The organism is Photobacterium sp. DNB22_13_2, assembly GCF_052873915.1.
Genome location: NZ_JBNNXU010000015.1, coordinates 114,338 through 133,659, shown reverse-complemented (window position 1 = coordinate 133,659; position 19,322 = coordinate 114,338). Strand labels below are relative to the sequence as shown.

The window sequence follows — 19,322 nt, the reverse complement described above, 5'->3', positions numbered from 1 at the left end:
CTTTATACACCTTAACGAATTGTTGATTCTGTAACGCCGCAAGCAACAACTTCCATATCAATTGCATGACAAGGACATTGATTCATACAGGCTTGGCAACCCGTACATTTGTCATAATCGAATTTATAGCGGTTACCTTTACCCAGCTTGATGATTGCATCTTCAGGGCAAGCACCATAACAGCCATCACATTCAAAACAGTTACCGCAGCTATAACAACGCTGAGCTTCGTAAACCGCTTGATCTTGTGTCAGGCCTTGAACGACTTCGGTAAAGTCTTTAACTCGTTCAGCAACTTCAACTTCAGGAATTTCATTACGATCTGAATCGACCTGGTACCACAGTTGCAACATTTCATGCGTCACAACATCGTGCTTCTCATCTGAAATATATGTCCCACCACGTAACCATGCATCGATATTACGTGCCGCTTTTTTACCGTGACCGGTAGAGATAGTGACTGAACGATCTGAAGGCACCATGTCACCACCCGCAAAAATCCCTTCATACCCAGTCATCATATGTTCATTCACATTGACGGTATGATCAGAATTAGTCTTAACGTTTGGTACGTTTTCCAGCAGTTGGCTCTCAATATCTTGACCGATTGCCATCACCATCGCATCGGCGCTGAGTGTCTCAAATTGACCGGTTGGCTGAGCCACGCCATTAGCATCAAGCTCCATGATTTCCATCTTAAACTCAGTGCCACGGACTTCTTTTAGATTACGCATCCAATGAATTTTGACACCTTCAGCTTCCGCTTCTTCCGCCTCAAAGTCATGCGCAGTCATGTTGTTGCGATCAGAGAAGAAGATAACCATGGATTCTTCTGCACCAAGTCGCTTGGCAACACGCGCAGCATCCATTGCTGTATTACCACCACCGAGGACAGCAACCCGACGACCCAGTTTTACGGGTTCATTATTACCAACCGCATGAAGATAATTAGCGGCTTCCATCATTGGACCACAATCGACCATAGGAATATTAATTTGACGGCCTAATTGCGCACCAATGGCAAGGAAAACAGCATCAAACTCTCCCTCTTTTTTTTCTTCAACCACATCATCCACTTTGTGGTTTAAAGTGATTTTGACCCCCATTTCCTCGATACGTCTAACCTCTTGCGCAAGCACATCGCGTGGTAAACGATACTCAGGAATGCCGTAATTCATCATGCCGCCAGCGATTTCATTCGCATCACGAATTTCCACTTGGTGACCAGCAAGACATAAATGGTATGCAGTTGCTAAACCCGCCGGCCCCGCACCGATAATCAGCACTTTTTTGCCAGATTCTTTACTTCCCGTTGGGTATGCCCAGTTTTGATCGATGGCTAAATCACCCAACATTCTTTCTACTTGTTGAATAGAAACGGCTGAGTCCACACTTGCACGGTTACAAGCTGATTCACAGGGGTGATAGCACACTCGGCCATGAATGGATGGCATTGGCTGGTTAATCACTAATTTCTGCCAAGCTTTCTTGAATTCCTTATCTCTTACTAATGACAAAAATCCTTGGATGTCATTACCTGTTGGACAACCTTGATTACAAGGCGGTAAGTAATCTTTATATACCGGACGATGGCTTTGCTTTGGCCCCGTACCTGTTAAATTAAATAAAGAGGAGTTTCTCACAGCTTGCTTGGATGACATATCTGACCCTTATGCACTTACAGGCTTTAAATATTCACCACCTCTTCTTTGATCGAAAAAATCAAGCAAATAAAACTTCAAAGCTTTAGGTGACAAACACTTAATCTGTAGGTGGTATTTCATAGTGGACAACTTGCTATTATTAAAACAAGTTCAGCTTCTTTCAATAAACAATTTTTTATTGACGATTACACTTAATCTATCACTTAGGTGAGATTGATAAAATTAAATATAATCTACCAGTACGTTAATTAAACATTAACTTAACAATCAGATATCAAGAGAATAAAAATAAATTTTAATATTCATGATGTTACAGTAAAAAACCATTGAGAATGGCTATCACTAACAAATAAAAAAGGGAAATTACATATTAAAACCCACATATATAACAGCGATAGTCGCAAACACCTGAACATTTTATCCTGGGAATAAACATACTGTTTAAAACATATCTCGACCACTTCTTCAATATATGCTCTAAATCAAAAACACACTCAACAATATAATTAATTTAAACAATATAATTAAATGATTTAACCTCAATAAATATCAGATACTTAGTTTATAAGTAGTAACATATCTCTAAGTCACATTGACTAACACTGTATTGCAACCAGTAAACTCGTCACTTGGATAAACTCATATAAATAGAAGTCCATATTTGTCCATTCGAAGCTTCAAAGCCAGGCTCTTGCTTATCAATAACAAACCCCAAGGATTCATAGCATAGGCGAGCTCTTTCATTGTGCTCAAAAACAGTTAGTTTTATCTGATCGGCTCCAAAGTGTTGCCATGCTAAATCAATTGCAAGCTCAAGCATCTTTTTTCCGTAACCCATACCACGGCCTGACACTTCACCAATCAAAACACGACATACACGATACGTCGTTTCAGACTCACGAAACAGCTCGACATACCCTACTCGTTCACCTTCATCACACAACATCATGGCAGTTACTTCGTCACACTGCAGGTGAGATAAGAGTTGCGGTTTATCAAGTGGAAATATAAACCTGTTTCCACCCCATAAATGATTGAATTCTGCTGTTGGTACCCAGCTTATCAATAAATCAAAATCTGCTTCGGTAAATGCAGTTAGTCTGATCACTTGTCCCTCCTTGGATGTGCTAAGAGCTAAGTTACTTCTAGCATGTTTTTATTGAGTAATGAATATGGTAATGGATGGTGACTTTAGTTAAGGCTCCAACCCAACATCTTTATTCCCAACCAACGTCCTAAAACATTTATGTATCCCGCCAGTTACGTTAAACTTCACAGCAACTGACAATCAATGAGTTGTCCTAAATGTCTCGCAACGGCTTAAAAATCTGAAAACCGTTGCCTATTTATTAATGGATGACTGATTTCGGTGTACTCTATGTTTTAGTGCTTCAGCACAACAGAGTATGTACCGAGCAATGAAGAGTTAACAATCAATGAGCAACGCAATCCAGTGGTTCCCGGGTCACATGCACAAGGCCCGCAAAGAAATTGAAGAAGTCCTGCCGAAAGTAGATGTGATCATCGAAGTACTTGATGCCCGCATTCCATTCAGTAGCGAAAATCCACTGATTAAAACCTTCCGCGAGAAAAACAATAAGCCGGTTGTTAAGGTTCTGAACAAGCGTGATCTTGCTGATCCTGAAATGACACAGCTATGGATTGATCACCTAGAGAAAGAGCAAGGTGTTAAGGCACTGGCTATCACTACTGAAAATGTCAACGAAGTCCACAAGATCATGGAGCTTTGCCGCAAACTCGCACCGCACCGTGAAGATATGGGCAAAAACATTCGTACCATGATCATGGGTATTCCGAATGTGGGTAAATCCACCATCATCAACGCCCTTGCTGGCCGTACCGTTGCCATCACAGGTAATCAGCCAGCAGTGACCCGCCAGCAACAGCGCATCAACTTACAAAATGGTATAGTGCTGTCTGACACTCCGGGGATCCTGTGGCCAAAAGTTGAAAACCCACACAGTGGTTTCCGTCTGGCGGCAACTGGCGCGGTTAAAGACACCGCCATGGACTACATTGATGTTGCCTTCTTCACTATTGAATACCTCATCAAAGCATACCCTGACCTGATCAAGGCACGTTATGACCTTGATGAAGACGAAGTTTCTGATAGTGAAATCGAGCTAATGGAAGCCATTGGCCGTAAACGTGGCTGTTTGAGATCTGGCGGACGCGTCGATCTTCACAAAGCCTCTGAAATCCTAATCAATGAACTGCGTAACGGCACACTCGGCCAAATCACAATGGAACGTCCTGAAATGATCACTCAGGAGTTGATTAACGTAGAGATTGAAGCCGAGAAAAAAGCAGAAGAAAAAGCAAAGAAAAAAGAAGAACGCCGTAAGCGCTATCTGAAAAACAAGCGTTAATATATAGCCTTTCTGCTTCAAGGCCCTCATCGATGGATTCGTATGAGGGCTTTTTCTTTTCCTGCTATACCAGTATCTCCCCCTCATCTCGCACACTGGTTGCGGTATAGAGCAAAAAGTTAGAAAATAGCGATCATTCGATTTACGGTGAAACTTTTCCGACCTCTCACGGTCTGAATGACATTGTAAGTTCCCTCTTTGCCAAAGTGGCAAAGTGGCAAAGTGACCATAGAATCAATTTCTTACTGAGATCGTTAATGAGCCAAGCGGTAAACCAAAGCCAAACAGCCAAATATACCTTGCTGTTAGTATTGGTCGTAATTTTTGTCTGTTCCGGGCAAAATTTCGGCTATACGACCGCGTGCGCTGTAAATGCTCAAACTTCCAGCCAAGTAAGCCAATCCGTCGACGCTACGTCAGCATCGAAGCAGGTGAATGATTCGACAGATCATAGTAAATGCTCACTTTCCGATCACTTATTGCAAATGCATCAGCACTCCGTTGAACATGCCATCGTTAGTTTGTTTACCGTTGTTCTGGCATTACTGATCTATGCTGCTGTCACCCAAGCAACCCCTATATTCACAGAGCCTATTCCCCCCACACGGCGACGTCACCTGACGTTGTGCGTGTTCCGAGAATAAAACAAAGCTAACCACGCTCATGCATTGCTTGAGATCGCTTTTGTTATTCTTGGAGTTATTACATTGAAAAATATGATTATTAAACGATTTTCCTTACTCACCTCTTTGATTGTTTTGGTGGGTAGCCTTTTCTCATTCTCAGCTTCAGCTATTGAGTATTCAACCGGTTGGTTACAAAATCCGGATCACCCTCCAGTCCAGCTTCGTTATATGCTGACAGGAGAACAAAACCCTGAAACAAAGACAGTCGAAGCCCTATTAGAAGTTAAACTAGACACTGATTGGAAAACCTACTGGCGTAGTCCGGGTGAAGGTGGTGTGGCCCCCTCTATCGATTGGTCACTGTCGAATAACCTTGGAAATATCGACTGGCATTGGCCGATGCCAAAGCGCTATGAGTTTCTCGGCGTCGAAACGCTTGGTTATAAGCACACCATCATCTTCCCGATGACGTTACATGTCGAAGATATGTCCAAGCCTGTTTTTCTATCAGGTATCTTAACCATGTCTTCCTGTACCAATATTTGTGTGCTGACTGATTACGAGATCACGCTGGATTTTAATCCCGCCGATCTCACTTCATCTGAGCAAGCAATGCACTTGTACAACCAAGGAATGAGTCGCGTACCCAAGGTGCAACCAAGTGTAGAGATCAAAGCACTATCGTGGGATAAAAACAAAAAACTGATGTCAGTTGTTGCCACCAATACCCTTGGCTGGAACCAACCTGACGTGTTTATCGACGGCGAATCTCAAAATGTTCAAGACGCATCATTCCTAAAACCAACCGTTCAGGTTGAAGGTAATACCCTAACAGCCCAGATGAAGGTCAGCAGTTGGTTCGGCGAGCCCAAACTGCTTGGTGAAACCCTAAATGTCACCATTAGCGATACTGATTTCTCTGTCGAAACCCAAGGCATCGCCAATGATATCCCTGTCACTATGGCAGCCAGTAGCAACAACCTGCTTGAGATCATCGGGATTGCCCTGTTAGGTGGCTTGATCCTCAATATTATGCCGTGTGTACTGCCTGTTCTCGGTATGAAACTGAGCAGCGTTATTGCTGCTGAAGGGCTTGAGAAGCGTCAAATCCGCATGCAGTTCCTATCCTCTGCGGCAGGTATCCTCACTTCATTCTGGCTGCTGGCAGGCTTCCTGATTGTCCTCAAGTTATCAGGCCAAGCTTTGGGCTGGGGAGTTCAGTTCCAAAGTCCGTACTTTATCGGTGCCATGGTGGTTATCACTGCCCTGTTTGCCGCTAATATGCTGGGTTTGTTCGAAATTCGTCTATCAAGCGGCACCAATACTTGGCTGGCAACAAAAGGTGATGATTCCTACGTAGGCCACTTTGTTCAGGGTATGTTTGCAACCCTACTCGCCACGCCATGCAGTGCACCTTTCCTCGGTACTGCCGTTGCTTTCGCGCTGGGTGCAGACGTGGTCACCTTGGTCGCTATCTTTACCGCGCTTGCAATCGGAATGGCCGCTCCTTGGTTAGTGATAGCCCTCTTCCCTCGACTAGCCCGACTACTGCCAAAGCCTGGCATGTGGATGGATAAGATCAAAACCCTGTTTGGTTTGATGATGTTGGCTACCAGCCTGTGGCTCCTAAGCTTGATGACGAACTTCTTTACCACAGCGGCCGTTATACTGGTGGGCGTATTGCTGGTCGTTGTGTTGCTATGGCGCTTGGGTAAAGTAAAAGGCCGTAAACCGGTTATTCTAGCCATGGCATTCATCATCGTCGGCACGGGTGGCGGGCTGATCGCTGGCAGCATGACAGCCGATAACTGGGCAACACCACTACCACAAGATCATGCTTGGCAGCCGCTCAATATTGAAGCTATCCAGCAGCAAGTTAGCCAAGGCAAAACCGTCTTTGTCGACGTAACAGCAGATTGGTGTATTACTTGTAAGGTCAATAAAGTCAGTGTCCTGCTACAAGACCCGGTCTATTCAGCCCTTGAACAAGACAATATCGTATTAATGAAAGGAGATTGGACCAAGCCATCTGACTACGTCACTGGATTCCTACGCGCCCATGGCCGCTTTGGCGTTCCGTTTAACATTGTCTATGGCCCTAAGGCACCAATGGGAATCGCACTCCCGGTGATTCTAACCAATAACGATGTTATCAACGCACTAGAAGCGGCAAGTGGCAAAGGAGCTGAGTAATGGCTTCACATTCATCCACTGAAGGCAAAACCAAACCCTCGAAGTTTGCACGTTTTTTCAAAGAGGCTATCTTGATGCTGCTGGTTTTGATCGCAGTAACAACCGGTCTTGATATATGGCGTAGCCAAAGTATGCCGCAAGGCACTATCCCGGCTCTGGTCGCACAATCGACCAAAGGGGAAAAGATCGACCTGATTGCCCGCAGTCATAAAAAATCCGTGATAGTGTACTTCTGGGGTACATGGTGCAGTGTATGCCGTTTCGTAAGCCCAACCATAAATTGGCTTGATGGAGACTACGATGTAGTGTCAATTGCGGTTAATTCTGGCGATAACCGTCGAGTCAATGGTTACCTTGACTACCATGATTATGGTTTTACCACCATCAACGACAGTAATGGTTCGCTAATGAAAGAATGGGGAGTCTCAGCAGTACCTTCTATCTTCATCATCAAAGATGGTCAGGTATCGTCAGTGACCACAGGCTTTAGCACACCACCGGGTCTATGGCTCAGAATGCAAATGGCACTCTGACTCCCCCCTCACCTAACAAGCAGCCCAGTCTAAGACTGGGCTGTATTTTATCAAAGGACATCCATCTTTAGTGCAGAGAAGTACTACCTACTCCCATTCCCAATGTCTACCTTCATGGCCATCTGAAAACATCATTCTATATCCGCTAATGTTTCTATGAGGGATATTCTGCATAATCTTGTGAAACTGTTTAGCGTCAACATGGATCAGATTTTCATGATCCCCAGATTCTATAAACAGTTCATCTTGATCAAATAACATTTCATCGACCAACATATCAATCTGATAGGGTTGGCCTATTGATGGGATCGCGCCGGGTTCACAATCTTGAAAGATTGAAGTAAGTTCATGCTCACCAACAAGGAAAAATTGTTTCCCCATCATGCGATTGATCTTATCTATCATAACGCGGCGGTTTGAAGGAACGACAGCCATCAAGAACTCACCTTTCTGATCTTTTAGCAGCACAGCTTTTGCGACCTGTGATGTGGGTACATGGGCCGATATGGCCGAGCTAAATGACGTATCGGTATGCTTGTGCCGAGTCAAACTGAAATCGACATTGTGGCTGTTGAGGAATTGCCCTACTGTCAGTGCCATAGCCATCTGATCACCTCCTGATCATTCATCAAGCCACTTCCAGTAATTGAAAACGGGCTTGATGGAAACAGTGCCTACAGCCTCAGTATGGAAGGGGATGGCTAATTTCGCGAGCTCAACGCAGAACAAAAGACGTAAACATTTCCACACAGGCTAGAGCTTGGTCATCCTGACTTATTAATCACTCGCCTAGCTTGCCAGTAGGTACTCCGCCAATAGGGGTTTTTAAGGTTTGAAATCATCACGCCTTGTGACGTAGACGCATGAAGAAACCGGGACTCACCAAGGTAAATACCAACATGGCGTAAGTTTCGCCCGGTCTTGAAGAAAACAAGATCGCCCTCTTTCAGCTCCGTAATGTCAACCCACTTACCTTGCCTGACCTGCTCGCCTGTGGTTCGTGGCAGTTTCTGCTGGAAAACTTCTGCAAGACCGACTTGTACAAATGCAGAACAATCAATGCCCGCCTTAGATGTTCCCCCCAAGCGGTAAGGTGTACCACGCCAATGTTTGTAGACCAAATCAAGAGATGGCGACTGATGAATCGGTACATTCATCTCAACAAATTCGTAGCGAGGTGAGTTGGCCAATTGATCGTCAGATGACGAATCTTGCCCTGCAGAGTCGGGTGATGATGAACATCCCGAAAGCAAAATTGTCAAAGCCACTGACGGTAACAACTTTTTCACTGCAGCCAGCTCCTTTCCTATGTCAGTGATGCCTGACTATGAATTTTTTGTGGTAATAATCTACTAGAGTAGTCAATTACTGGAACTACGGGAACATTATTCTATGTTCACTATGAAAATTTGACATAACTGATGATAAAGACAGCAAAAGTGATTTAAAGCATAAATTCAGGCAAAAAAATGGCTGACAATTGTCAGCCAACAAAACTCCACACAACAGAAGAGATAGATACGATGCGCTCACCCAACCAAGGAGAGCATACTGCATCTATCGATATTATTTATCGCTTTATTTCAGTAAGTTATCCATTAATTTATATCTAAACCCGACACAATTGCGAGCAACTTCACGATACCAGCCCCTTTCAAGCACTAATTGGTCAATTAATTACTTTTTTAGCTATACACTTGTTTTTTAATGAGGAAGTCATCAAAAAGAGTGTACTTCTCTCTCGCAGAGACTGAACAAAAATCAAACAATTGTTACACCTCATTAATTATTTGGATAAAACATGCGCTTATATGCTGGTCATACAACTAAAAAGATTTCATAATGCACACAGTTTTTCACTTAATCGCTAAGGAGTAAGCGTGCTTGCATTCTTCCGCATTTTCCTCGCGGCCATTTTCATTATTTTTACCACGCTGTTCGCTCTGGTTTACTGCACCTTGTTTAAACCTCGCGATCCTAAGCACGTACATTTTTTCTGTCGCTGGTTTAACCAACTTCATCGTATTGTTGGCGTTGAACTTATCCACCGCGGTCAAGAAAATATCGCAGACACACACAAAGCCGTTTATGTCTCTAACCATCAGAACGTGTTTGATTTCGTTTCCGACCCAGGTATGTTGCCACCCCGCGCTGTTTCGATTGGTAAAAAGAGCCTATTGTGGATCCCGTTTTTCGGTCAACTATATTGGATAACCGGTAACATATTGATTGATCGTGAAAACAAATCAAGCGCCCGCAATACAATCCAGCAGGTTGCCGATGCTATTCACAAACGTAACCTGTCGGTATGGATGTACCCTGAAGGAACCCGAAGTAAAGGGAGAGGATTGCTGCCATTTAAAACCGGGGCTTTTCGTATGGCGATTGAGGCCGGTGTACCTATCGTACCTATGTGCACAAGCTCTACTCACAACAAAATTTCCCTATCAAGCCGAGACAACGGCATTATTATTGCTGAAATGTTGGAGCCCATTGATGTGTCTGGTTACGAGCTTAAAGACGCCCGTGAACTGGCAGATCATTGCCACCGGCTAATGAAAGATAAAATTGCCGAGCTGGATGCTGAAGTTGCCCAATTAGAGCAAGCTCGCTCTAGTGATAACGTCAGTATCAGCTCATAGAGTAATACCAAATAAACCAAACAGGCTTGCCGAGTGGCAAGCCTATTTTTTGTTTAAAGGACAACGGTTCCTACTTATCAATCAGCAAATCAAATCCGTTTTTTAACTGTTCACTTTGCAAGATGCGTCCATGTCCTAATCCCTCAGTGGCTATTAAAGTAACATGTTGGTTTTCACTCGCGAGCTCAGAGTAAGCATAAGAGGCAAACCGATCGTATTTGTCATGCACGATCACCGCTTTAGCTTTTCGACCATTTAAGCGATCAAGTGGGTTAATACTCTCTAGCGGATATTGATATTGCTCGGCAATATCACCAACCACATCATGGAATAGCTTCATCGAATACCCAGACTGTTCAACTGTCGAAACAAGATTTTCAGTATAATTGAGTACAGGAGCCACCAGCAGCACAGGCTTATCTTGCAATAATGGATGTCGGCTCTCCAACACCATCGCACCGCCCATGCTATGAGCGACAACGCCGGCAATTGATTCCTGCTGGGCTAAAATACTGTCAAAAGCAGCAACAAAGCCCGGTAAATGACCAAACTGGCCTTCACTCTCACCGTGAGCCGGATTATCGAACGCTAACGCCTTGTAACCGGAATCAGCAATATGTTCCATTAACGAATAAAATTGCCGAGCAGAGCCAGACCAACCATGACCCAATACCCATGTCGGGCCTTCTCCCAGGCTGTATGTCATCATGACTCCTTCTGACGTTGTAACAGGGTCTCGTAGCAATCTAGCAGGCTCATCAACCTTTTTTTTACTCCTCACAGGTGTCAACAACACCTTTCTAGCGGCACGTTTGGCATGCTCAGGGGCAATACGGTGATGTAGGCTAGTTGTCAGGTTGATTAGCTTCCTACGTACATCAAAGCCTTTTTTTTTCTTAAAATATATTTTGCTGCTCATTACTTCCCCACCCTCAAATAGAACGACCGTGCTTTTATTTTCAAGTCAGACTATAAATGTTTGTGCTAAAAGAGAAACTACGTGCGCCATTGAACAAACAGTGTATCCACTCCTTGCCAAAAACGCTGATGATCATCTGTTTCCAACTCCATGCTAAGAAACAAGTGACTACTTAGGTAAACCCCATATATCTGGTAGACACACTGCCAGCTGTCCAAGTCTACAACGAACTCGCCTTGCAGCTTTCCTTGCTCAAGCTGTCGATAAAGGAAATCTAGCCAACGCTTTGTCACCGCTTTGAGTCTTAGCTGAACAGACTGCTCTTTATCACCGTGCTCAGTCCATGCATCAAGAAACATGCAACTCCCCTGAAAGGAGCGATTCCACGCTAACCAATTTGTCAGCAACAACCTTAGTTTCTGCTCAATTGACTCAGAAGATTGTAATCTCGCCGGTTGAATCACACGCTCAACAAATAGCTCTCCGGCGAAGTCCAGCACAGCAATCTGTAGGTTTTCACGTGAGTTAAAATGCGAAAACAAGCCACTTTTAGACATGCCTGACGCTTTAGCAAGCTGGCCAATTGTTAAGCTATCCAGCCCCTCTCGGCTCGCCAGAGAAAACGCAGTATTCAATATATGCTGCCGGGTGACTTCTTTTTTACTCATTGACTGCGAATCCATTTCTCACGACATCTCTTTACTGATGTAACCAATTGGTTCTCTCTGCTGTTTTTAGCACGATCGTACTTTTGATGAAAGTTATATTTCACAACAACCTGATGTTATGTTCAACACTGGTTAGATAATCACAATCAAAACCGATCGTTAACGTTCGGCGAAACGGAATAAACTATCTATGTGAATCGGACAGCTCCCAATCTGATGAACCATATCTTCAGCTTGCTTGAGTGAATCGTAACTACAAGGGATCCCGTAACTGTCGGTTATAGGATATACATTACCCTCATTATCAATAAAGTTCACACTCCAACCTGCACTGAGATAGTCATGTACCAAACGAGCTTCAACTATTGCATTATCTGCCATCAGCTGGCGGCACTCTGAAAGGATCATAGTCTCCTCCTAACAGCAAGAGCCCCACATATCAATCCCGACCACTCATGGCTTAGCGGGGAACCCTGCCTCATCGAATGTTCAGTAAAAGTATAGCAAGGGTACAAAAAAGGCTACCAAAAGGTAGCCTTAGAAGTCATTACTGAGTTGGACGATTATAGGTACATCTTCGCCACATCAGAAGGTTCAGATTCTGAACCCTCAAGTTGAACTGTCCAGTTCAAGCCAACCAGAACACCGTCTTCTGACAGCGTGATCATCCAGTCTTCAACAAAAACATCTAGCGGGATCTTCACCGCTGTGAACTCAGCCCACTCGTCAACACAATGAACGACTGCATCGGCTTCATTTGACCAAAATGGCATTACTTCAGATTCTTCGAACTCACTAGAGTCAATAGAAAGCCAGTCACCTTCTTCGTTACAAAGTCCCCATACTTGCTGAGTATCTTTGGTTTCTTCAACAAACAGATCGCAATTTGCCTTAATATCTGTGGTTAACTTAGTCATTCTATTCTCTCTTATACATGTTAATGTCCAAGCTGCTTGAACATAACATCGGTAACTTGATGTTGAGTAATAATACCAGAATTTCATGACAGAAGATGTACAATTTATTGCTATAACCGTTGCTAACTGCATCAGATTATTGCCAGTTTGGCGCTGGGATCGAGAATTAAAGATAGATAGCTATACTTGTTTAGATGACCGGAACAACAACACCTAACCGGTAGTATAAGAGGGCAATACATGGCAACCGTTGACTGGCTATCAAACCTTAGCAATCAGACTATTTTGAATCCTCGCTCGCACCTGATAGAAGCACACGAATATATCGGCGAGCATGGAGAAAGAAAGGTCGCGGTTGACTGTGCTTGTGGCAGCGGCCGGGACACACTTTACCTGCTTGAGCAAGGCTACCATGTCTACGCCTTTGATAACGATCGCCCTCGCTTGAAAACACTTTCAGAGCACCCGCTATTGGGCGCGCACCCAGACCTTGACATTAAAATCAGCAGTTTTGCCGACTATGAGTTTCCCCGAGCAAACCTGATCAATGCCAGCGCCTGCCTGTTTTTCTGTACTCCTCATGATTTTAATATTCTTTGGAGAAACATATCTAACAGCCTAAAAGTAAATGGTATTTTTTGCGGGCACTTCTTAGGTAAGGAAACTTTAGAACCCAATGAAAAGTTACCAATCCTCACCCATAGTCAATTCGAACTCGAACAGTTATTGGCCGACTTTTACATTATTTCATGGAAGAAGCGGCAAGAGTATTCAGCTAATCTCACTGGAAAAAAACGACTATGGTTAATCCACACCATTATTGCAATGAAAAAATAGTAACTTAATATCAACCTTACACCCAATAAATTAACTTAAAATCATTCACCCAAAAAATAGTTAAAAACCCAGCAAAGAATGTTCATTTTTTGTTCTTATTTTGCGTAATCTATGCCAGAATAACAAATCTTCAAAAGGTTTCACCTACGCTTTCTGCCGTATAAATCGACTCTCAATCAATACTTTGATTCGAGAGGTTTGGGGATTCTGTCTTTTATATACTTTATGTAGGTTAACTTGTATGCACACTCAGCGTGCCGGAAATGCTCTTGCTGCATTTTCCTTTGTGCTATGGGGGGTCCTCCCCCTCTATTATCAATTTCTTCCAAGAGCAGACATTAATGAACTGCTGGCGATGAGGATTATTTTTTCCATCCCCTTTATGCTGCTAGTTATGGTTCTGTTGCGTCGACCGCAGCTAAACATCACACTACTTTGGCAAGATAAGCGGTCCTTTGTAATGACTGCCATTGCTGGGTTAGTCATGTGCGTATCATGGTATGCCTTCACATGGGCAATGACCCATGATCAAGTGCTTGCCGCCAGCTTAGGGTTTTTCATCAACCCATTATTTGCCATTGCCTTGGGCGTATTTTTCCTCAAGGAAAATCTTAGTAAAGCACAATCGGCGGCGGTAGTTTTGGGTATCGTCGGTATTGGCTACCAAGTATTCCATTACGGTGAGCTACCCTGGATTTCATTAATCATGGGGAGTTTCTTCGCCATTTATGGTTTGTGTAAAAAGTATATCCGCTACGATGCCCTCACCTCGGTAACACTTGAGGCGGTAATACTTGCTCCTTTTGCCTTGATGTACTTAACGTTTACCTACATCAACCAAACGTCAACAGCCCTGACAACCGATGTGACTACCTTACTGCTATATATGGGATCAGCACCGGTAACGCTAGCACCGTTAATTTTCTTCGCGCTCGCGATCAGCCGTACCAGTTTAACCATGGTTGGGTTAATGCAGTATATCGAACCCACATTGCAGTTTTTACTTGCAGTACTCCTATTTGGCGAAGTGTTCGACCAAGTCAAAGCCGTTAGCTTTGGGTTTATCTGGCTAGGGCTTGTGTTATGTAGCATTGAAGCATTCAGTCACTTTGCTTTGAAACGAATAAAAACATCATCGTAATGTCTCTATAAGCCACTGAAAAATCACATAACTCAGTGGCTTGCCTTAACTTGATATGATTACAATTGTATAACTATTTTTATTCGCCATACTGTATATATGGGATAATTAACAGGTGCGGTGCGGTATGGATACCCACGAAATATTCAACGATAGCTATGCTCGTTGTCAGCGGAACAACCAGTTCTTCTTCATTTTTTATCGCCACTTCTGGCAAAAAGAACAACGATTCAAAGATATCTTCCAAGGTGTGGATTTAGAGCGTCAAGTGCAGATGCTTAAGTTGTCTATATCAATGATAATGCTATCTTCTTCATCAATACAAGCCAGGGAAGCTATTCGTCGTTTTGGCAAAGCCCATGGCCCTGATGGCATTGGCGTTCAACCCAATGATTTTGAGATTTGGTTAGATTCACTCATCGAAACCGTTCAAATTTGCGATCCTAGATACAATGATGAGATTGCTGACGCTTGGCGAGAATGCTTCAAAGAAGGGATAGCTATAATGAAACAGGAATGTTTATAGAGAACGCACATGCCTCCTAATTATCGGCCAGACGATTCATCGACGTCAAACGCATCATCAACCAGTAAGCGTTCATGTTTTGACTGGCGATATATACTCCTCATCGTCATAGCACTGGTATTGGGGATACTGGCTATCTACTTCTCCCCTATCCGGCAAAGCCGAAACTTTTATGACTATGCTGACCAACGGTTACTATTAGGTATCCCCCACTTTTGGAATGTTGTCAGTAATCTGGGTTTTCTTTTTGTTGGTATAATTGGACTGAGGGAAAGCATACGTAACCGTTTAGTAATTAATCAATCACTCTCCTTTGTCTACCAATTATTTTTCATCAGCCTTATCGGTGCTTTTCTCGGTTCCAGCCTTTACCATTTGTCACCAGGCCCATTCACCTTAATGATAGACAGGCTCCCTATAACCATCGGCTTTATCTGCCTTTACTGTATTGTCATTGCCGAATACCTATCAACAACCCTAGGCAGATCGATGTTACTGCCTACGCTAGCATACGGGGTGCTCTCTGTTATTTATTGGTATATGACCGATGTCATTGATGGACGCGGTAATATGGCACCTTATGTGTTAGTGCAACTGTTACCTATAATACACATACCGTTGATTCTCTGGCTCTACCCGAACAGCCGTAACCCAACCCGGTATTACCTATATGCGCTAGGCTTGTATCTTCTGTGTAAACTGGCGGAATCAAATGACGAGGAAATATATCAACTAACCTCACAGGTAAGCGGTCATTTCCTGAAACATATTTTGGCTGCACTAGCGGGTTATTGTGTCTACCTAGGCTGGAGAGCGGATACAAAAAAGCCCCGTATCTAACGAGGCTCTATTTAGCACTGAATCGCAATTATTTTTCACCAATTCCGCGATGTTCTTTTTTCGCTAAGGTGATTTTTCCAAAGCCAAGCTTACGAAAGTGGCTATCACGAAAGTCCCTCATTGCCTTGCTGCCAGATGAAACCGCTTCAACTTGCTGCTCCATTCGCAAAAAATCGGTTAGATCAATTCCTTCTGCTGCTGCAACCGCCTCATGGATCGTACGGTACTGAGAGTATGAAAACGTCAGCGTTTTCTCTTGTTCTTTAAAGGTATAAATTATAGTGCGTGACATAACGCCTCCAACAGCAAAATCAAGAGTGGGAATTTACCCTACTTCAATTTCAGAAGAAACCTTTTTTCCGGTTTGACTGCTATGTGTCGGTACAATATGTTCGGCCAAAATTTGTGCTTTGGTCATCGGTCGATAAAAAAAGAACCCTTGCACATACTGCACGCCTTTCTCATGGATAAAGTTTAGCTCTTCTGCCGTTTCGACACCTTCAACCACAATCTTTGCTTGAGTAATATGACCAAGTTGGACGACGACATCGAACAAACTTCGACCGCGCTCGGTATCTAGATTTTCAACAAGCGAGCGGTCTATTTTAATCTTGTCAAACTCAAAACGAGATAGATAGGCCAGTGAAGAATAGCCGGTACCAAAGTCATCCAAAGCAACAGAAACTCCCATAGCTTTAATATCTTGGATCACTTTAGCCGTTCGCACTTCATCATGAATCAACATGTCCTCGGTAATTTCAATTTCAACCTGATCATAGTCCAATGAGCTATTGTCTATCACCTGCTTGATTGACTTAACAAAGTCTTTTTGCAACATCGTTTCAGGTGAAACGTTTACCGATATTGTAAAATTTGGCGAATGAACCATTTCAGAGGCATCGGAAATGGCCGTTTCCAACACCCAAAAGTCCACATCGGAAAGAAGCCCTAATTGACCGAACGACTTTAAGAAAGTCGGCCCTTTTACTCGCCCTCTCACATCTTCATGGCGTATCAACGCCTCCAATGCCACGACTTCAGCACTTTGAATATCAACTTGAGGTTGATAGTGGAGCAAAAAAGAGCCACTATTTTGAAGCCGCTCAACTTCACGTTGAGCGTTAATATTATCTTGAATCGAGGGTATAAAACTGTTTAGTTTTGATTTTATCGGCACTTCATCCCCTTTAAAGAAGTGAGTGTGGAAGATAGATGAAACATCAACGCCCAGCGATCGCTGATCCATAACCTTGAAAAAAGGATAATAGATCGCGACACCCACAAAAATAAGAAATAGCTGGAATGCAGCTACCGAAACCGCACCACCTGATGCAACATATCCACTCATCACAGGCGGAATTAACCAACTATGTACTTCACTTAGAGGTGGAATCAATCCCAAAGATATAGTGCCATACGCCAACATAAAGCTAACAAGAGGCACGCACAAAAACGGGAGTATCATAATCGGATTGAATATGATGGGAATACCAAACAATATTGGCTCATTGATATTGAAAATAGTTAGAATAAGCGCAGCTCTCGCTAGCAGCCTATAGCCTTTGCTTTTTGAAAAAAACAGCATACATAATACAAGGCTTATGGTGTTACCACTTCCACCCATACCTGTAAAAAAGTCATAGAAATTCGTACTAATAATATTGAGATCTGTTCCGAAATTTTTCCAGTCGGCCATATTAGCAATACTAATATCGTATAAATCTGTTTTATACATATGAAGAATATTATGGCCATTAACACCAACACTCCATAACATTCCACGGATTAACTCATAAAGTAGACCATCATAGAATGAAGTTGGATCTAATTTAGGAAACACTATTTCCGGCTGAATAAATATTGCATATATAACAACAGAAAGATGAGAGCCAATAATTAATATTGCCAATGTAAGAACACACGTGACCATCATCTGTATAGATGTATCTGCAGCACTAATCAATTTATCAAAGCTACACAAACGAAGCTTATTAAGCTTCGATATAATAAAACAAGAAGCATATGCCGTCAGAAGGGAGACCACAAAATTATTCGGAAGGGCTATGACTGGTGAAATAAGGTCCCATTGCTGTGAAACAATAAAAAAAGAGGCGAGAGCACAAGAAATCGGTGCCGCTTTCGGTAACCGGAGCAATGATGAGTAATATGTGGCGAAGAATATATTGAGTAATAGCGGGAACATGTGCCCCGTCATCTCCCCGACGTAACCCAGAGTCACACTGATACTGTCGTAACCAAACTTCCCCATAAAAACAGAGAGCAAGTTAAAAAACGCCGCCACCAGCGATACAGGCAAAGCCATAATGAAAACATTGCTGATAGCAACTATAAAGGAATTAGTAGATAACTTTGAGAGTAAAAGAGGCAATGTATACTATCCAATTTATAAAACACTAAGCCGCACACACTTAGTCATAAATGTATGGTTATAACCTGACAAGCCGTTACTTTGTATCATATCAAATTAGATTTATAAGAACACTATAATTGCGCCATATATAGCTAATTATTATATTTTATGGTGAAAACATATCATTTAAACTAAAGAAAAAATAAAATTTCAGAATATTTAAAATTCTATGCATTTACCTCGGTTATGCCAAATAAAAAAGGACAATACCCAATAAACATCAATTCGATATTTATAAAGAGATAATTAGCACTACTATTAAAACAAAACACGGCGCAAATATATTATATAATTGAGAAGTAGAGAATTTTTGACTACCAAATGCAACATCAATCATTATGCATGCCTAAAAATCATATAATCGTAAACTAGCACTCTCTAAACAAACTGTTTTCCCAGAGTTATACACAGAAACAGTGGATAACCTTTCTAACCACACAATAATTTAACAACTTAAGCTCTTCTCAGGCAGCTACTGTCTAACAATATTGTAAATTACACCGTAACACTGATTGGATACTTACTTTTGGCCTTTTAGATAGTGGATAACCTGATTGCTACTTCCCCGCCATACTAATTCAGGATCATGCAGCTCTTTCTCGAATTTTCCATCAACGACAACGTCAACATAGTCCAGCACTGATTTCTGCTGCTCATCAAGCTCAGCTAGAAGGTAACCAGTCCACAACCAAATATCCTTACCGTTACATTCGGCCTGCACTCGTTTCACCAGTTTTAAAATAACTGGAACATTTGCAGGATGAAGTGGGTCACCGCCTGATAAGGACAAACCGCGTCGCTTAATCCTACTATCATTCAGATCTGCAATGATTTTGTCTTCCATATCCTGGCTATATACGTGCCCAGCATCCAAACGCCACGTACTCTGATTGTAGCAACCACGACATTGGTGCACACACCCAGATACAAACAAGGTACACCGCGTACCTGGACCATTGATAACATCAACAGGGTAATAGTTGTGATAATTCATT

General features: G+C 42.8%; 20 protein-coding genes. 9 read left to right on the top strand and 11 right to left on the bottom strand.

Annotation, left to right across the window (positions count from 1 at the left end; genetic code table 11):
- Window positions 1-11: 11 nt before the first annotated feature.
- Window positions 12-1,661, bottom strand: a complete 1,650-nt coding sequence (locus tag ACVA58_RS19755; RefSeq protein WP_446512080.1) for an NAD(P)-binding protein — start codon at window positions 1,659-1,661, stop codon at window positions 12-14.
- 628 nt (window positions 1,662-2,289) lie between these two features.
- A complete protein-coding gene (locus ACVA58_RS19750) occupies window positions 2,290-2,772 on the bottom strand; it encodes a GNAT family N-acetyltransferase (RefSeq protein ID WP_446512079.1) in 483 nt (160 codons plus the stop codon).
- Window positions 2,773-3,100: 328 nt separating this feature from the next.
- On the opposite strand from ACVA58_RS19750, the gene ylqF reads away from it, so the two are divergent.
- From ylqF to ACVA58_RS19730, 4 genes are all read left to right on the top strand, one after another.
- Window positions 3,101-4,054 (top strand): ribosome biogenesis GTPase YlqF, encoded by a 954-nt coding sequence (gene ylqF, locus ACVA58_RS19745; protein WP_446512078.1) that lies wholly within the window; start codon window positions 3,101-3,103, stop codon window positions 4,052-4,054.
- A 257-nt stretch (window positions 4,055-4,311) separates the two neighbouring features.
- Window positions 4,312-4,698 carry a hypothetical protein gene (locus ACVA58_RS19740; protein WP_446512077.1) on the top strand — a complete coding sequence of 129 codons (387 nt, stop codon included), beginning with the start codon at window positions 4,312-4,314 and terminating at the stop codon, window positions 4,696-4,698.
- Between the two features lie 72 nt (window positions 4,699-4,770).
- Window positions 4,771-6,873, top strand: coding sequence for a protein-disulfide reductase DsbD family protein (locus tag ACVA58_RS19735; RefSeq protein ID WP_446512087.1), 2,103 nt, complete (start codon window positions 4,771-4,773; stop codon window positions 6,871-6,873).
- Window positions 6,873-7,406, top strand: coding sequence for a protein disulfide oxidoreductase (locus tag ACVA58_RS19730; protein WP_446512076.1), 534 nt, complete (start codon window positions 6,873-6,875; stop codon window positions 7,404-7,406). The genes ACVA58_RS19735 and ACVA58_RS19730 overlap by 1 nt, the downstream gene beginning before the upstream one ends.
- A gap of 87 nt (window positions 7,407-7,493) precedes the next feature.
- Here ACVA58_RS19730 and ACVA58_RS19725 read toward each other — a convergent pair whose 3' ends face one another.
- Both ACVA58_RS19725 and ACVA58_RS19720 read right to left on the bottom strand, forming a co-directional pair.
- Entirely contained in the window at window positions 7,494-8,012 is a 519-nt protein-coding gene (locus ACVA58_RS19725) for an aminoacyl-tRNA deacylase (protein WP_446512075.1), read from the bottom strand.
- Between the two features lie 158 nt (window positions 8,013-8,170).
- On the bottom strand, window positions 8,171-8,704 hold the full coding sequence (locus ACVA58_RS19720; protein ID WP_446512086.1) for an NlpC/P60 family protein: 534 nt from the start codon (window positions 8,702-8,704) through the stop codon (window positions 8,171-8,173).
- A 582-nt stretch (window positions 8,705-9,286) separates the two neighbouring features.
- Here ACVA58_RS19720 and ACVA58_RS19715 point away from each other — a divergent pair.
- Window positions 9,287-10,048 (top strand): 1-acylglycerol-3-phosphate O-acyltransferase, encoded by a 762-nt coding sequence (locus ACVA58_RS19715; RefSeq protein ID WP_446512074.1) that lies wholly within the window; start codon window positions 9,287-9,289, stop codon window positions 10,046-10,048.
- A gap of 70 nt (window positions 10,049-10,118) precedes the next feature.
- Here ACVA58_RS19715 and ACVA58_RS19710 read toward each other — a convergent pair whose 3' ends face one another.
- The 4 genes from ACVA58_RS19710 to ACVA58_RS19695 form a co-directional block, all read right to left on the bottom strand.
- Window positions 10,119-10,967 (bottom strand): alpha/beta hydrolase, encoded by an 849-nt coding sequence (locus ACVA58_RS19710; protein ID WP_446512073.1) that lies wholly within the window; start codon window positions 10,965-10,967, stop codon window positions 10,119-10,121.
- A 77-nt stretch (window positions 10,968-11,044) separates the two neighbouring features.
- Window positions 11,045-11,635 carry a TetR/AcrR family transcriptional regulator gene (locus ACVA58_RS19705; protein WP_446512072.1) on the bottom strand — a complete coding sequence of 197 codons (591 nt, stop codon included), beginning with the start codon at window positions 11,633-11,635 and terminating at the stop codon, window positions 11,045-11,047.
- Window positions 11,636-11,794: 159 nt separating this feature from the next.
- The gene (locus tag ACVA58_RS19700) at window positions 11,795-12,043 is read right to left on the bottom strand and encodes a hypothetical protein (RefSeq protein WP_446512071.1); all 249 of its coding nucleotides are present in this window, start codon (window positions 12,041-12,043) and stop codon (window positions 11,795-11,797) included.
- 155 nt (window positions 12,044-12,198) lie between these two features.
- Window positions 12,199-12,552 (bottom strand): DUF2750 domain-containing protein, encoded by a 354-nt coding sequence (locus ACVA58_RS19695; protein WP_446512070.1) that lies wholly within the window; start codon window positions 12,550-12,552, stop codon window positions 12,199-12,201.
- A gap of 240 nt (window positions 12,553-12,792) precedes the next feature.
- Here ACVA58_RS19695 and ACVA58_RS19690 point away from each other — a divergent pair, with 240 nt between their 5' ends.
- From ACVA58_RS19690 to ACVA58_RS19675, 4 genes are all read left to right on the top strand, one after another.
- Window positions 12,793-13,389, top strand: coding sequence for a class I SAM-dependent methyltransferase (locus ACVA58_RS19690; RefSeq protein WP_446512069.1), 597 nt, complete (start codon window positions 12,793-12,795; stop codon window positions 13,387-13,389).
- Window positions 13,390-13,630: 241 nt separating this feature from the next.
- Window positions 13,631-14,530: an EamA family transporter RarD gene (gene rarD / locus ACVA58_RS19685; protein ID WP_446512068.1), complete on the top strand. Its 900-nt coding sequence runs from the start codon at window positions 13,631-13,633 to the stop codon at window positions 14,528-14,530.
- 127 nt (window positions 14,531-14,657) lie between these two features.
- Window positions 14,658-15,056: a globin gene (locus ACVA58_RS19680; RefSeq protein ID WP_446512067.1), complete on the top strand. Its 399-nt coding sequence runs from the start codon at window positions 14,658-14,660 to the stop codon at window positions 15,054-15,056.
- Between the two features lie 9 nt (window positions 15,057-15,065).
- On the top strand, window positions 15,066-15,896 hold the full coding sequence (locus ACVA58_RS19675) for a ceramidase domain-containing protein (protein ID WP_446512066.1): 831 nt from the start codon (window positions 15,066-15,068) through the stop codon (window positions 15,894-15,896).
- Window positions 15,897-15,924: 28 nt separating this feature from the next.
- Here the strand turns inward: ACVA58_RS19675 and ACVA58_RS19670 are convergent, their stop codons facing one another.
- The 3 genes from ACVA58_RS19670 to nrdG all read right to left on the bottom strand — a co-directional run bounded on the left by ACVA58_RS19670 (window position 15,925) and on the right by nrdG (window position 19,321).
- Window positions 15,925-16,188, bottom strand: a complete 264-nt coding sequence (locus tag ACVA58_RS19670; protein ID WP_255044433.1) for a DUF2960 domain-containing protein — start codon at window positions 16,186-16,188, stop codon at window positions 15,925-15,927.
- 33 nt (window positions 16,189-16,221) lie between these two features.
- Window positions 16,222-18,219: an EAL domain-containing protein gene (locus tag ACVA58_RS19665; protein ID WP_446512065.1), complete on the bottom strand. Its 1,998-nt coding sequence runs from the start codon at window positions 18,217-18,219 to the stop codon at window positions 16,222-16,224.
- A 628-nt stretch (window positions 18,220-18,847) separates the two neighbouring features.
- On the bottom strand, window positions 18,848-19,321 hold the full coding sequence (gene nrdG, locus ACVA58_RS19660; protein WP_446512064.1) for an anaerobic ribonucleoside-triphosphate reductase-activating protein: 474 nt from the start codon (window positions 19,319-19,321) through the stop codon (window positions 18,848-18,850).
- Window position 19,322 lies beyond the last annotated feature (1 nt).

Excerpts from the sequence above, each read along its gene's own strand:
- ACVA58_RS19755 (WP_446512080.1), bottom strand. The coding sequence starts at position 1,661 with ATGTCATCCAAGCAAGCTGTGAGAAACTCCTCTTTATTTAATTTAACA.
- ylqF (WP_446512078.1), top strand. The coding sequence starts at position 3,101 with ATGAGCAACGCAATCCAGTGGTTCCCGGGTCACATGCACAAGGCCCGC.
- ACVA58_RS19740 (WP_446512077.1), top strand. The coding sequence starts at position 4,312 with ATGAGCCAAGCGGTAAACCAAAGCCAAACAGCCAAATATACCTTGCTG.
- ACVA58_RS19735 (WP_446512087.1), top strand. The coding sequence starts at position 4,771 with ATGATTATTAAACGATTTTCCTTACTCACCTCTTTGATTGTTTTGGTG.
- ACVA58_RS19730 (WP_446512076.1), top strand. The coding sequence starts at position 6,873 with ATGGCTTCACATTCATCCACTGAAGGCAAAACCAAACCCTCGAAGTTT.
- ACVA58_RS19725 (WP_446512075.1), bottom strand. The coding sequence starts at position 8,012 with ATGGCTATGGCACTGACAGTAGGGCAATTCCTCAACAGCCACAATGTC.
- ACVA58_RS19710 (WP_446512073.1), bottom strand. The coding sequence starts at position 10,967 with ATGAGCAGCAAAATATATTTTAAGAAAAAAAAAGGCTTTGATGTACGT.
- ACVA58_RS19705 (WP_446512072.1), bottom strand. The coding sequence starts at position 11,635 with ATGAGTAAAAAAGAAGTCACCCGGCAGCATATATTGAATACTGCGTTT.
- ACVA58_RS19700 (WP_446512071.1), bottom strand. The coding sequence starts at position 12,043 with ATGATCCTTTCAGAGTGCCGCCAGCTGATGGCAGATAATGCAATAGTT.
- ACVA58_RS19695 (WP_446512070.1), bottom strand. The coding sequence starts at position 12,552 with ATGACTAAGTTAACCACAGATATTAAGGCAAATTGCGATCTGTTTGTT.
- ACVA58_RS19690 (WP_446512069.1), top strand. The coding sequence starts at position 12,793 with ATGGCAACCGTTGACTGGCTATCAAACCTTAGCAATCAGACTATTTTG.
- rarD (WP_446512068.1), top strand. The coding sequence starts at position 13,631 with ATGCACACTCAGCGTGCCGGAAATGCTCTTGCTGCATTTTCCTTTGTG.
- ACVA58_RS19680 (WP_446512067.1), top strand. The coding sequence starts at position 14,658 with ATGGATACCCACGAAATATTCAACGATAGCTATGCTCGTTGTCAGCGG.
- ACVA58_RS19675 (WP_446512066.1), top strand. The coding sequence starts at position 15,066 with ATGCCTCCTAATTATCGGCCAGACGATTCATCGACGTCAAACGCATCA.
- ACVA58_RS19670 (WP_255044433.1), bottom strand. The coding sequence starts at position 16,188 with ATGTCACGCACTATAATTTATACCTTTAAAGAACAAGAGAAAACGCTG.
- ACVA58_RS19665 (WP_446512065.1), bottom strand. The coding sequence starts at position 18,219 with ATGGCTTTGCCTGTATCGCTGGTGGCGGCGTTTTTTAACTTGCTCTCT.
- nrdG (WP_446512064.1), bottom strand. The coding sequence starts at position 19,321 with ATGAATTATCACAACTATTACCCTGTTGATGTTATCAATGGTCCAGGT.